This is a genomic window from Lentimicrobium sp. S6 (genome assembly GCF_013166635.1).
GTDB lineage: Bacteria > Bacteroidota > Bacteroidia > Bacteroidales > UBA12170 > UBA12170.
In genome coordinates, this window is record NZ_JABKBZ010000028.1 from 1 (window position 1) to 13,924 (window position 13,924).

At 34.4% G+C, this 13,924-nt stretch carries 15 protein-coding genes and 1 pseudogene; 13 read left to right on the forward strand and 3 right to left on the reverse strand.

Annotated features, from left to right (window positions below; translation table 11 throughout):
• From HNS40_RS10700 to HNS40_RS10735, 8 genes and pseudogenes are all read left to right on the forward strand, one after another.
• Window positions 1-425: pseudogene (locus HNS40_RS10700) on the forward strand (hypothetical protein); the annotation flags it as partial.
• Between the two features lie 13 nt (window positions 426-438).
• Window positions 439-897: a hypothetical protein gene (locus tag HNS40_RS10705; RefSeq protein ID WP_172280614.1), complete on the forward strand. Its 459-nt coding sequence runs from the start codon at window positions 439-441 to the stop codon at window positions 895-897.
• A gap of 6 nt (window positions 898-903) precedes the next feature.
• Window positions 904-1,380, forward strand: coding sequence for a hypothetical protein (locus tag HNS40_RS10710; protein WP_172280616.1), 477 nt, complete (start codon window positions 904-906; stop codon window positions 1,378-1,380).
• Entirely contained in the window at window positions 1,364-3,595 is a 2,232-nt protein-coding gene (locus HNS40_RS10715) for a T9SS type A sorting domain-containing protein (protein WP_172280618.1), read from the forward strand. The genes HNS40_RS10710 and HNS40_RS10715 overlap by 17 nt, the downstream gene beginning before the upstream one ends.
• Before the next feature lie 126 nt (window positions 3,596-3,721).
• Entirely contained in the window at window positions 3,722-4,324 is a 603-nt protein-coding gene (locus tag HNS40_RS10720) for a hypothetical protein (RefSeq protein ID WP_172280620.1), read from the forward strand.
• A gap of 77 nt (window positions 4,325-4,401) precedes the next feature.
• Window positions 4,402-4,806 carry a hypothetical protein gene (locus HNS40_RS10725; protein ID WP_172280623.1) on the forward strand — a complete coding sequence of 135 codons (405 nt, stop codon included), beginning with the start codon at window positions 4,402-4,404 and terminating at the stop codon, window positions 4,804-4,806.
• Between the two features lie 171 nt (window positions 4,807-4,977).
• Entirely contained in the window at window positions 4,978-5,319 is a 342-nt protein-coding gene (locus HNS40_RS10730) for a type II toxin-antitoxin system RelE/ParE family toxin (protein WP_172280625.1), read from the forward strand.
• Window positions 5,316-5,603 (forward strand): helix-turn-helix domain-containing protein, encoded by a 288-nt coding sequence (locus tag HNS40_RS10735; RefSeq protein ID WP_172280627.1) that lies wholly within the window; start codon window positions 5,316-5,318, stop codon window positions 5,601-5,603. Before HNS40_RS10730 ends, HNS40_RS10735 begins: the two co-directional genes overlap by 4 nt.
• Before the next feature lie 384 nt (window positions 5,604-5,987).
• Here HNS40_RS10735 and HNS40_RS10740 read toward each other — a convergent pair whose 3' ends face one another.
• Entirely contained in the window at window positions 5,988-6,950 is a 963-nt protein-coding gene (locus HNS40_RS10740) for a lipopolysaccharide assembly protein LapB (protein ID WP_172280629.1), read from the reverse strand.
• 270 nt (window positions 6,951-7,220) lie between these two features.
• Between HNS40_RS10740 and HNS40_RS10745 the strand changes: the two genes are divergently transcribed.
• Window positions 7,221-7,589 carry a hypothetical protein gene (locus tag HNS40_RS10745; protein WP_172280630.1) on the forward strand — a complete coding sequence of 123 codons (369 nt, stop codon included), beginning with the start codon at window positions 7,221-7,223 and terminating at the stop codon, window positions 7,587-7,589.
• A gap of 35 nt (window positions 7,590-7,624) precedes the next feature.
• Here HNS40_RS10745 and HNS40_RS10750 read toward each other — a convergent pair whose 3' ends face one another.
• Window positions 7,625-8,623, reverse strand: a complete 999-nt coding sequence (locus tag HNS40_RS10750) for a class 1 isoprenoid biosynthesis enzyme (RefSeq protein WP_172280632.1) — start codon at window positions 8,621-8,623, stop codon at window positions 7,625-7,627.
• A gap of 139 nt (window positions 8,624-8,762) precedes the next feature.
• On the opposite strand from HNS40_RS10750, the gene HNS40_RS10755 reads away from it, so the two are divergent.
• Window positions 8,763-9,902 carry a sodium:calcium antiporter gene (locus HNS40_RS10755; RefSeq protein WP_172280633.1) on the forward strand — a complete coding sequence of 380 codons (1,140 nt, stop codon included), beginning with the start codon at window positions 8,763-8,765 and terminating at the stop codon, window positions 9,900-9,902.
• Between the two features lie 70 nt (window positions 9,903-9,972).
• On the forward strand, window positions 9,973-10,719 hold the full coding sequence (locus HNS40_RS10760) for a DUF2271 domain-containing protein (RefSeq protein ID WP_172280634.1): 747 nt from the start codon (window positions 9,973-9,975) through the stop codon (window positions 10,717-10,719).
• Here the strand turns inward: HNS40_RS10760 and HNS40_RS10765 are convergent.
• Entirely contained in the window at window positions 10,709-11,146 is a 438-nt protein-coding gene (locus HNS40_RS10765) for a globin (RefSeq protein WP_172280636.1), read from the reverse strand. The two genes, HNS40_RS10760 and HNS40_RS10765, sit on opposite strands and share 11 nt — an antisense overlap.
• 123 nt (window positions 11,147-11,269) lie before the next feature.
• Here HNS40_RS10765 and HNS40_RS10770 point away from each other — a divergent pair, with 123 nt between their 5' ends.
• Window positions 11,270-13,285, forward strand: a complete 2,016-nt coding sequence (locus HNS40_RS10770) for a thioredoxin domain-containing protein (RefSeq protein ID WP_172280637.1) — start codon at window positions 11,270-11,272, stop codon at window positions 13,283-13,285.
• A gap of 29 nt (window positions 13,286-13,314) precedes the next feature.
• Window positions 13,315-13,884, forward strand: a complete 570-nt coding sequence (locus tag HNS40_RS10775) for a methyltransferase domain-containing protein (protein WP_172280639.1) — start codon at window positions 13,315-13,317, stop codon at window positions 13,882-13,884.
• Window positions 13,885-13,924: the final 40 nt, after the last annotated feature.

The window sequence follows — 13,924 nt, forward strand, 5'->3', positions numbered from 1 at the left end:
CTGATGGCGATGCTACATGGCAAGAACCTCAATTTAAGGATATAAATGGAAATCTATTTTTTAATGGAAGAATTGGAATCGGAACAGAAAATGCTGGCACTCATAAATTAGCAGTAAACGGCTCCATAAATGCCAAAGAAATTCTAGTAACCGAAACAGTACCAAGTTCTGATTATGTATTTGAGGAAGATTACCCATTGATGCCATTAACAGAGCTAGAAAACTACGTAAACACCAAAAAGCATTTGCCAGAAGTAATGAGCGCCAATGAGTTTGCCGAAAACGGATACAACCTTGGAGAAATGGATGATGTCTTATTAAGGAAGGTGGAGGAATTGACTCTTTATATTATCCAACAGCAAAAGGATATTGCTCAACAGCAGAAGGAGATAGATAGTTTAAAAGAAAAGCTTGAAAACCAATAAAAAGAAAAACGATATGAAAAATATAATATTTGTGCTTGCCGCACTTTTGATTGGACTTAGCTCTTGTAAAAAAGAAGAGGAAGTGGAACCACAAGTTAATAAGGATGATTTGCTTTGTAGGACATGGCAATTAGATAAAGAAATTAAAAATGGAGTAGAAAACGAAACTATGTTTGATACCGACTATAAGTTTAATAAAGATGGTACAGCCACTGCCATAGTGTATTTTGCTCAACCATATACTTTTAATATTGAATGGCGATGGATAGATAATAAGGAGAATATAGAGATTTATGTTATCAATTCGAAATCTCATATTCTAAAACAATTTGAAAACTTTTCCTTTCCATATTTCAAATTAGTGAAGTTAGGATGGGATAAGGTGGAGATAAAAAAGCTTACTGCTCAGGAACTAGTATTTGAACAATTAATTGGAGAAGACCTCTACAGGATGGAATTCTCAGAAAAATAAAACATAATGAATAAATTGTATTTTAAACTTTTGATGTATTCTTTGGCATTATTAATACTTTCAATGTATTCATGCGATAAAGAGGAGAACTTAATAGAATTAATCAAAGGAAGTTATAATATTAAGTATGCTAGTGTTGGTGGTGAGGATTTGACAGGATATTTAATTAATGACTCTGTGAGTTTAACAAATTTAGTTGTTGGTCAAGATGGAGGTAGTTACTTGTTTTACATGTATTTCCAATCTTATGATCGTCACTTTGTTTATTCATCGAGGTATTCATTTTTAAATGATGAAAAGTTATCAATAACAAACACAACTTCAGAAAGTGGTATGCCTATGATTATTTACGAAAACATTGCTTTTCTTCCTTTTTCTAAGCAAGAAAAAATTGTTTTTAACCTTGAAAAACTAACTGAAAATCAATTGGTTTTAAATACTTTTTATTCTGGCAAAACATATAGATATGAATTTGAAGAATAAACTTATTATATTTTTTACTCTAGTTTTTTCAATGCAATCTTTTACTCAAAATAATTTTAATACCTCTATGGCTTCTGAATTGCATGAGAAATATTGGTTCTATAGAGAGCGATTAAAATATTTTGTCTTACCTGGTGAAGGTCCTGGTAACAGTGTTGTATTTGGTTCAAGAAACCATTGGGAAAGTGAAAAAGTTAGTGTTGGAGACCAAACAATTAAATTAGGTTGGTATTTATCTGTACTTGCGACAGAATATAAGCTATTAGGGAATCAGTCTTTAGAAAGGGATCAGACTTTGACAGAATTGTATTATGCAATAAAAGCTTTTGAAAGATTGGACTTATGCGAAACATATGATCCATGGTTTAAAAATGTGGCTTATAAAGATGGTTTTTTTATGAGGTGTGATATTCAGTTGGTTAACGGAGAAGCAGAACCTGATTATAATCATTTAAACTTTGGTATGAATCAAGAAGACGATTTTAAAAGTAGGCCACCTGGTTTGCCTGCATATATTAGTGATGTTCATTTTGATGGAAATACTTCTCAACATAAGAAGGCTGAAGCAATGAGTCAAGATCAAGCTGCTGTAATGATTATGGGATTTGGTATGGTAATCAAGTGTATGCCTTGGGGCGATATTACTTTTAATAACACATTGACAGGTGAAGAGAACTTTCCATATAATTTTGTACAGAATGCCATAACAAATGTGAATAATATTGGTGACTATATTGGCAATGTTGATTTAAGCAATGGTCCTGCGTATTTTAGTTTTGATGATATGGATGAAGAAGAGGGGATATATTGGGAGATATTATTTAATAGAATTCTTCCAAACCCATTGCCAGCTGTTGATGTGGCGAGTTATTGGACTATTTTTGATCCTAATCAAGAATTAGTAAACAGAGGCCCATGGGTATATTTTTTTAGATGGGGTTTCAGTGAAGCGATTAGGAAGTTAACGGGTCATACTATTCCAACCTCATTTCTAAATGATTGCACGAATGGTGACGGTAGTGAGCTATGGTGGGGATTTTCAATGTTTGCTCCAGCTGGTAATCACTACAACAGAGTGAATGCTTCTACATTAGCAGCTATTGCAAATTCATGGGATCAAGCATTTACTAATACAGATGGAAGAATTAATGACCTGCTAAATAATGAAAATCATCAATATTTGTATTTATTAGCCTATATCCTGTTTCAGGGTCCAGATGATGATGCAAATACTGAATATATAAATGATGGAACTGGGTTGTCAGGAAGTTTTAATGGAGAAGAAAATTCGGAAGCTGTTATACATGAAATGTTAGAAACAGCTCCTTGGTGTGGGCCTTATCAATTTAAGCCTGAGGGAGGAGATGATTATATCCATTTTGATTTCTGTGATTGTGAAATATATAGAAGGGCTGGGAATGGATGGGCTTCTGGTAATAGGTTTAGAAGTTATGTATCAGAACAGTATGGTGAGGATTGGATTGAGCAAGGTAGGGGTAGCTCACCTGGTTTAGACTATATGCTTTTATATAATCTATTCCATTACTATCTCAATTGGTGGTATGGTTGGGATTATGGATATATTCCATATAGAAATATGTTAAACTCTGTTTCTTCACAAGATTATCCATATCAGGAAGATGGAGTCACATATGGAAATGTTAATAACCCGGCAAATCTCCGAGCCTTTCATTCATTTACGGATAATGGAGTTGTGAGTTCAAATGGTGATTTAAACCTGGTGGCAGGGGAGATGATTAAGTTAACTCCTGGTTTTCATGTTGTTCCGGGTGGGCGTTTCTCAGCTAAAATAGAAGAATTCGATTGTTGGGATAAGGCTCAAAATAGCAAATCAACCCAGTTTGCCGATAATAATTATATTCAATATGAATGGGAAGACCTACCGGATAACTCAAGTTTTACTTCATCAAATGAGGAGGCTAAAAATATTGACAAAAGCAGTATCGTTGATAGTGAAAATGTTTTTGTAGTTATCCCTAATCCAGCTAATAATCAATTGCATTTTGAGTTTAGTAATCGTTCAGGTTTATCCTATCAGATCACAATTAGAGATGCATATGGTAAAACAGCCCAAATAGAACCCAATTATCATTCAGGAACTACTATAGATATCTCTGCCCTAAGCAATGGACTATATATTGCAGAGGTAGTAATAGATAATCAAGTTTATCAGGAAAAGTTTGTAGTGTTATAATCAATAAATAATCATTTATAAAAACCGTTTCATTTGTTCGAAACGGTTTTTATTATATAGAAGCATTTGATAATAATGGCATAGCATTTCGAGAAAAATTTATTGTAAAGCACTAAAAACTAAAATATGAAAAAAGCGTTTTTTTATCTCTCATTAATTCTATTGGTTTTAATAATCAGTTCTTGTAATGACTGTAAGGAACCTGATTGTCCTAAATTAACAGCTGAAGAGTCATCTTGGTTTCCATATAATGAATATGACTCCTTGCTTTTTAAACATACTGCATCTGATTCAATAATACTTGTCCGATTAAGTAATTACGGTAATAGTTCAAACCTTTATACTCCAACAAATGGAGATGAATGCAATAAGTACTGTCGAGCGAGCATGGGCATATATTCGCGTTATTATATTGACCAAATAGAAATATTTAGTGGTGATTTTGTTATTAGTAGAGTAAAAGAAGGTTTCTATGTTGTTATTTCTCCTTCAACTAGTATTGATGTAAGTCGTCCTGAAGCGAATAGTTACTTCGATTTGAGGTATGCCATAAAATTAGACAGCATAAACATTAATGGTAACTTGCTTGAAGATGTCTATCATTATACCTGCAAACCACAGCAAGAGGAGTTGGCAGAGACTTATGTAAAAAAAGGCATGGGCTTGGTAAAAATAGTTTTAAGAGATGGACAGGAATTTGAGTTAGTGGAGCATATAAAAGCGGATTAAATAATTAATAGTCAGGGCGCGAATGAATTATATTTTGTGAAATATTCGCAACCTGACTTCATTTTATCAAAAACAAAATGAAAAAATCAATTTTAACATTATTCATTTTTGCAGTGCTTTTTTCGGCCTGTAAAAAAGACGAGGAAGAAGAGCCAACACCTCCTACAAAAGAAGAATTACTATGCCAAACATGGAATATTGACACCTATTACTTAAATGGCCATGGCTATGCCTATCTCACCTGGCAATATGTATGGAAATTTAAAACCGATGGTAGCATAGAGTGGCGTAAAATAGAAAATGGTGAGCTTTACAAAACCACCACTTGGGCTTGGGCAGAAAACCAAACAGCATTGGATATCACGGTACCCGATTGGAATGACAAAACAGCCCGCACCACAATTAAAAAGCTAACAGAAACCGAAATGATACTAGAACCCGGGGAAACTGATATTGTTTTGGAAATGACTTTTTCCAGGTAGATTATCTCGTTTGGAAAGTTCTGCTGAGGGTAGCCTTAGTATGTTTTCTGAGTGGATATAATACTCAAAACAATTTGTTACTATCGTGGTTAGTAAAAATATAACACACAAAAAGTTTACATAAGACGAAACATTGTGTATCTTTGTAGTCTATTTTTCTTTCAAGACAATATGGTAAAACGATTTGAAACAAAATTACTAGAGGAAGCTTTTGAATTTATTAAATCGCAAAATCTTAAAACCAGAAACAAGATATTACAGAATATAAGAAGAGCAGAACAACAATCTGATCCAAAATTCTTTAAGAAACTTACTGACGAGATTTGGGAGTTTAGAACCTTGTATTCTGGGGTTCAATATCGGCTTCTAGCATTTTGGGATAAAGATGATAAAACGGAAACGCTAGTTTTTGCAACTCATGGAATTGTAAAGAAAAAGAGCAAAGTCGAAAAAAAGGAAATTGATAAGGCAAATAAAATTAGAAGCGAATATTTTAAAAATACGGAGAGATGAAAAGTTACACTTTAGACCAGGCAGAAGACCTTTTAATTGGGAAAAAGGGGACTGTAGAACGAGATGAATATGAATTTGAGTTAAAGCTTGAATTGATTGGGGATATGATTAAAATTGCCAGAAAGAAAAGGAATCTAACTCAAGAGCAATTAGGAGAATTAGTAGGAGTAAAAAAAGCACAAATCTCCAGGCTTGAAAATAGTACAGGAAATGTAACTCTTGAAACAGTAATGAGAGTTTTTAATGCTTTAGGAGCAAAACTGAATTTGAACCTTCAGATATAGAGATTCACCTTTATTAGTAAACTAGCTCGCTCGGAAAGTTCTGCTGAGCCTAGCCTCAGTATGTTTTCCGAGTGTGTAAGTTTCTCAAAACTATTTTGTTATCTTTGTTTAGCTCAGCTAGAAATCCGATAACTATCGGATGCTGAATGGCCTATTGTATTGGATATAATAATGGAAATACTTGAATTAAAAACATATGCTTAAGATACAGAAATACAGTATTGTAGGGCGCATGGAAAGCGTTTCTGCGCTAGCGGGTACTGGAGCCCGGCGACTCTGATCATCAGCTTGAAATGACTTTTTCGAGGTAAATGAAAACCAAATAACAAGATAAAAGCCGTTTCAAATGAATTGAAACGGCTTTTATTATATTTTAATCTGCGATTAATTACACTTCAAAACTTCTTTAACTTGAAATTCGGCAGCTTTAACATTTGGGCCACCAGTAACTTTTTTATAAGAAGTACATGCATTGGCAGCATCGCCTTTTCCTTCGTAAGCTTTACCAAGCTCAAAATTAACGCTGTTTCCATCTACACCTTCTGTAGCTAGAGCTTGAGTGGCAGCTTTAATGGCATCGTCAAATTTACTTTGCTTGTTATAGGCTAAAGCTAACATATAATAAGTGTTTGCAGAGCCTGTACCATAAGTGTTGGCTTTGTTTAAATAATCAATAGCTTGCTGTGTATGCTCAATTTGTAATTCTTTAGCAGCATTGGCTTCTAACATGTTTTGAGCTGCTGACTTGGCTTTATTTACTGTTTTTTCAGCTTTAGGATTTCCAGCTCCATTTTTAACTGCATTATCGAAACTTTCAACTGCAGCATCAATATCGTCTTTTTCTTTATAAGCAAGTCCCATACCGTAATAAGCATTTACACAATCGGCTTTAGATCCTAAAGCTTTTTCGAAAATCACTAAAGACTCGTCGTACTTTTTGTCACCAACTAGGGATAAACCTTGACTGGCATATACCTTAGGGATAAAGTTTTTAGCTTTTCCAGCTGTTTTTGTATCTTTAGATACTGCAGCAGCTTCAATGGCTTTATTGAACTCAGCAACAGAAGCGTCAAATTTCTTTTTCTTATAAAGAATTTGGGCATTATAATAATATGCTTTTGTTAGCTGTTTTTCTACATTAGCTTGCAGATCAGCAGCGTCAGCACCAATCATATTACATTCGTCTAAACTTGATTCGTAAAATCCAACAGCACCAGCAAAATTCTTAGCTTTAATGGCTTCGTTACCATTATTAAAAGCTTCTCCTGCAGCGTTCATATCTTGAGCATAATTAAAGCTCACCAATCCAACAAATAATAAAATCAGTACTTTTTTTAGGTTTTTCATAGTTTTCTCTTCTATTTTATTTCAATTTCATTTTAATGAGTGGCAAATATAAAAAAATACAGGAAAAATCGGGTCCACTTAACATTTTTTGGTATTCAATGAAAAAGTCATGCCAAAAGTAAAATCACTTTAGTAGTCTAAATATCAGTATGAAATACGCTGGTTATTTTTGGTGCTAATAGTGGAGATGGTTAATGTTTTCTGTTGTTGTTTTATAGTAAATGGATTCTCTTTAAAAACAAAATATTATCTTTATCAAAAATTAAAACTATGCATGGAAAAAGATTTTTAATAGCAACAGCCATAGGTGCGTTGGCAGGTGCGTTTTGCGCTTATGGAACAAAAATGTCTTCAGATGCTGGAGAATTAGGCTTTGTAGCTACTACTGGCATTATCGGCTCTGTATTTTATAACAGATTGCTCATTGGTATGTTTATTGGTTTTATGGGGAACTGTAGACCACATCCTGTAATTAGAGGTGCTATTGCTGGTATCATTGTTAGTATGGGATTAGGTATCACTCCTTTGTTAGATGGTAAGCCCATGGGTGCTGTTATTCTAGTGGGTGCAGGAATGGTGATTGGAATTATTATAGATGTAGTTGCCACATGGCTGAGCAAGGAAAAAGCTGTAAAATAATTATTTTTAAAGCTTCCAACTTCGAGCTTCGCGCTTCAAGCTTCAAGCTTCCCAACAGATTTAAAAAAAAGCTTCCTCATATTGGAGGCTTTTTCCATATCTATTATCCATGCTTTTCGCTCAATGCTTAGACAATTAATTGGTGAAACACCTTGTTTTAGTTCTAGTTTCTCATATTGCTCAATGGCCAATTCTATGATACTCGTAAATACGGCCAATACTTGTTTAAACTTTTTGAAATACCTAGGAGAGGAGCTTACTTTAAAAGCCAAGCCTAAAATTTGTTCTTCTTTCTCCTCTAAAACAAATCGGAGATCAATTATTTTTTGCGATTGATTCACATAGGTTCTAATTCCTTCTTTTTGATCATCATATAGGTCAAACACATCATCCATCAATTGTCCAAAGCTACCCAATTGATAACCTAGTGATGAGAAATCCTTTGCACTAGACTCCTGCAAAAACAGGGTGTACATAAGACCAGAAAAACCACCTTTCCTATCGCTAATATCCAAAAGCTGTTCTTGGTTTAAGGATTGGTCTTTTTGATTTTTGCTTTCTAATTGAGCCAAGAATAAATCGTCAGCCGCTTGTAAGAAAGCCTTTTGATTTATGTCAGACTTTAAAATATTATTTAAGAAATGGACAGATAGTTTTTCAGAAGGAGATAAAGCACTGTTTTTATCTGGATGATGAAGTAGTGTTCTGATGTGGTCTAAATCGGTTTTGTTTTCAAAGAAATCATCAAAAATGGGAGCGCAGGAACTTAGATTGGCAAAAAGCCTTCTTTCTTCTTTGCTCATCTTTCTCCCCAAAATACTCGTGAGCAATTCACCAAAAAAATGATTGGCATGCATATATTGCTTGGTTCTATTGTAATAACTGGAATGATAGAAATAGTTCTTTTTCAACTCCTCAGGAAAATCTAGATCCTTTGAATATTCTATCTTTAAATACAAATACAACTTCAAGTATATAATTGAAGCATTGCTATAAAGACTAATGGCTTTGGTATAGGAGCTTATTTTTGTCAAAGGAATAATTTTGGTGATAAAGATAGATATTATTCCCATTAGATAATTCTTCCTGAAAAGCGGATTGGGAATTACCTAGAAAAATTTTCCTTAATTCTTTCCTTTTTATTATATTTGTTTCGCCTTATTAAAATATGCTATGGATATTATTCTACAAGTAATTTACGTCATTATCAGTTGTTTAGTCATTTGGCGTGCAAGTGACGGTTTTGAAGCAGCTGCTAGTTATTTAGGTCGTCATTTGTCGGAGGGGGTAAAAGGAGCCACTATTAATGCCATTGCTAGCTCTATGCCCGAATTGCTCACCACTTTTTTCTTTTTGTTTTATCTGGGAGATGAAAATGGTTTTAGTGGAGGAATAGGAACTACTGCCGGGAGTGCTATATTCAATGGTATGATTATACCTGCTGCTGTTATCTTTGTGGTTATCTTCTCAGGTGTTGCTAAAAACATTGTGGTGATGCGTAAAGTTTTATTGAGAGATGGAATAGCATTGATTTTAGCAGAGATTATTTTAATAACCATGATTAGTGGTGATACTTTGCATTGGGGGCACGGTTTGATATTGATGGTAGTATATGTGATATATGCAGCCTATACTTTAGGCACCATGAAGAAAAAGGACAGAGATGCTGTTGAAGAATATCATTTGGAGGTAGATAGAATGCCTGCTATTCGAAGCTTTTTTACTTTTAATCTAAAGTCTCTAGTGTTAAGTGATAGGAAAATTAATAAATCCAATGCTTGGTTTTTATTAGTTTTGTCTACTACTATTATTGCTGCAGCTTGTTTGTTATTGGTTTTTTCCATTGAACAAATGGGTCATACTATGGGAATTCCCATTATGTTTCTGGCTATTGTTTTGGCTTCTGCTGCTTCTAGTGTTCCCGATACCATTTTATCCATGCGTGATGCTAAAAAAGGGAATTACGACGATGCTGTAAGTAATGCTTTGGGAAGTAATATTTTCGATATTAGCTTTGCACTGGGTTTACCATTGTTCCTTTATACTGTTATTTATAGTCCTATTCATATGTCCCATGAAATTATCTTGCAAAGTGGTGAACTGAGGATGTTTTTGTTGATTCTAACGGTGATAGCTTTTGTTATCTATCTCTCTGGGAAAAAACTTGGTATTGGGAAAGCTATAGCTTTAATAAGTATTTATGTGGTATTCCTACTTTATATTGTTGGACGTAGCGAAGGAGTGGAAATCACCAATCAAATTGCAGATTTCTTGTTAAAAATAGTAGACCTCATTTCCATTAAATGGTTTTAAGTTTCGGTGGTTCATTACCAGATTGAAATCTTTCCTATCTTAGCTTTTTATTAGAAACAAAAATATAGCTATGAAGAAAACTGCTACACTTTTATTATTATCATTATTTGCATCTATTGGATTATTTGCACAAACCTATGGTGAACTCACCGTCACGGCTACTACCAGTAATGCCGGAGGAAATTACAACCCACGAAATGTTGTGGCCATTTGGGTAGAAAATGACAATGGGGAGTTTGTAAAAACCCTGATGGCTTATGCTCAAAACAGAAAGACTCACCTCAATACTTGGCAAGCCTCCACAGGTGCTGCCGGAAGTGAATATAATACCACAGATGCCATTACTGGCGCTACTCGAAATAGTCATGCCACTCGTAGTTGTACTTGGAATGGCCTAGACTTTAATGGTGATTTAATGCCTGATGGAACTTATCATGTTTGGATGGAATTGACTGATAAAAACAATACTGGAAATTATTCGTCTTTTACTTTTACCAAAGGAATTGACCCAGATACACAAACCCCAGCAGATGTTCCAAGTTTTGCAGGTATCAGTATCCATTGGCAACCAAGTGGTACAGGTATTGCTGTAACTGATAAAGAAAATCTTTATAGCATCACTAATAATCCTGGGAATGGTATTTATACTATCAAAGGAGCTCAATTTGATGAAATATTAATCACAACTATGGCAGGAAAATTAGTCTACCAAGGTCAAAATGCCAATATCGATTTAAGCAAAGAGAATAAAGGGATGTATTTATTGACCATCAAGAATGATCGTCAAAAAACGGTAAAGAAATTAATTAAGAATTAATCATCCACAAACTAAACCTTTCGAGGTAATCCCAAAAAGATTGTAATAAATGAGCTGGCACATCTGTCAGCTCATTTAATGCTATCTGATAGCATTGTAGCCAAACTATTCTGGCATTCATATCAATAGTAAAAGGCAAATGTCTTTTGCGCATCATGGGCTCACCACGACTTTCCTTATAATATTCCGGACCTCCCATTAATTGAATAAAGAAGTCGGCAGAATGCTTTTTGGCAGCTGCTATTGCTCTTTCATGGGTTGGGAATATTTCTTTAATAGAACTCTCCACTAAGAGGTCGTAATGTCGGCTCACTAATGCTCTAAACTTCTCTTCGCCAAGATATTTCAAAAACTCAGGATTTGGTAAAGTCACTCGTGGTGGATTGCCATCGAAATCGGTATTAATATTGAAGTGTGTTGTGTTCATGCTACAAAATTACTGTATACTGGTTCAAAGCTTGGATATTATGAAATATTTATGAGTTCTATTCTTATGACAAAGGTTTCAATAAGTGTATTTTTGCTTTACAAATAAAAAAAATAATATCCCATGTCAGATCAGCATAAGCACAGCAATAAACTCGTTAACGAAACCAGTCCATATTTACTTCAACATGCCCATAATCCAGTAAACTGGTATCCCTGGGGAGAGGAAGCTTTGGCCTTGGCTAAGGCAGAAAACAAACTTATTTTGGTGAGTATTGGGTATTCTGCTTGCCATTGGTGTCATGTAATGGAAAGAGAAAGCTTCGAAAATGTAGAGATAGCACAGTTGATGAATGAAAATTTTGTGTGTATCAAGGTGGATAGGGAGGAACGACCCGATGTGGACCAAGTTTATATGAATGCGGTACATTTGATGAAAGGACAAGGGGGCTGGCCTCTCAATTGTTTTGCCATGCCCGATGGAAGACCTGTTTTTGGTGGAACTTATTTCCCTCCAAGCCAATGGCGTCAAACTCTTAAGTCGTTGCATAATTCTTATAAAGAGAATCCACAGAAGTTCGAAGACTATGCCAATCATTTATTGAACGGAATTGCCCAATCGGAAGTGATTCATGTGAAAAGTGATCATGACTTATTTGAGGAGGCTGATTTACATGAAATATACAAAAATACTGCTGCTACCTTTGACCATAAAGAAGGAGGTTTTGGTGGAGCTCCAAAATTCCCATTACCCATAGGACTCGAATTTGTATTAGCTTATGGTCAATACTACAAAAATACAGAGGCATTAGATTTTCTTCATCTTACTCTTGACAAAATGGCCATGGGTGGAATTTACGATCAAATTGGAGGAGGATTTGCTCGATACTCAGTAGATAATATATGGCTGGCACCTCATTTCGAGAAAATGCTTTATGATAATGGGCAATTGATAAGTTTATATGCTAGAGCTTTTAAATTAGCACCCAAAGCACTTTACGAAAAAACCATTCGCCAGAGTTTGCAATATATTTCTAGAGAAATGAGCCAAGAAGAGGGTGGATTCTATTCTGCTTTAGATGCCGATAGCGAAGGAGTGGAAGGTAAATTCTATGTATGGACTAAATTAGAAATAGACCAAGTTCTTGGAAATAGTGCTGAAGTCTTCTGTGCAGCCTACGATATTAGTGAACAAGGTAACTGGGAAGGTCATAATATTCCCATGAGAATTGAGACTTATGAAAAACTAGCTCATCAATTTAATTTGGAGGAGTCTGAATTACAAGAAATTCTAACTAGGTCGATTGAGAAATTATTAGAAGTTCGAGCAGAACGAGTGAGGCCGGGATTAGACGATAAAATCCTCACTTCATGGAATGCTATTATGTTACAAGGTTTGATAGATGCCTATGTATCCTTATATGAAACAAGTTATTTGATTATGGCTGAGAGGAATGCTAATTTTATTTGGGATAAACTGAGTGACAAGAAAGGTAAATTATACAGGACCTATAAAAATGGAGTGGCAAAAATTGATGCTTTTCTCGATGATTATTCTTTGCTCATCAAGGCTTATGTGAGTTTATACCAAGTGACTTTCAAAAAAGAATACCTAGATAGAAGCCAGTTATTGCTCAATAATTGTTATCATGAATTTCTTCATGCTGATTCTCAAATGTTCTTTTATACAGAGGAGGATAATAATTTAGTGGCGCGAAAAATGGAAACGACAGATAATGTGATTCCTGCTGCCAATAGCATCATGGCTCAAAACCTCATGGATTTAGGTTTGATATTATCCGATCAAAGATATATCAGTCATGCACAGGTGATGCTTCAGAATGTGCAGTCGAGCTTGAAAAAAGGACAAGTTTATTATGCCAATTGGGATTTATTACTCATGCGTTTTCTTAGTCCAGCCAAAGAAGTGGTGATGATGGGAGAGAAGAGTCAGGAATGGATTATTGAAATCCAAAAATCCTATAGTTTTAATACTGTGTTTGCAGGTAGTAAAAAGGATGCTTATTTGCCTCTTATGGAAGGAAGATATCAAAAAGGCACATCTTTGATTTATGTTTGTGAGAATAAGTCTTGTAAATTACCAGTTTCTAGTGTTGAAGAAGCACTAGCATTAATGTAAAACTTCATTTGTTTAAGAATATTAGAATTATGGCTGATTATGATAAATACTACGTGACTGAGAATTTGTTTGGTGAACCCTATGTTGAATTAATAAAGTTTTTTAAAGATTATCCAGTCAAAGGTAAGTTGATTGATATAGGTTGTGGTCAAGGTAGAGATGCCATTGCATTAGCAAAACTAGGATACGAGGTTACAGGTCTTGATCAATCAAAGCTTGGAATTGATCAAATGAACAAAATATCTGAAAGAGAAAAATTGAAATTAGTAGGCATAGTAGATGATATCTACCAATTTGATCAGTTCCAAGATTTCAATATTATTCTGTTTGATTCCATGTTTCATTTTGAAAAAAGAGATAGAAAGCGTGAAACAGATCTGATTATTAAAGCGGCTTTAAAAATTGAAAAAGGAGGGGTCTTATATATTTGTATTCAGGATACATGTTCTAAAGTTAAGATTCTAAAAGAGACTATTCAGAATTCAAATATAGATTTTGAAATATTAAAGGATTCATCATTAATCTATAAATATGAAGATAAGGCATCGGGGCATAAATCAGAGACAAAATACCTGATGTATATTATTAGAAAAGTCTAATGAATCTCATTAAGCTTGGTGTTTTTTCAGTAAAAAGGAA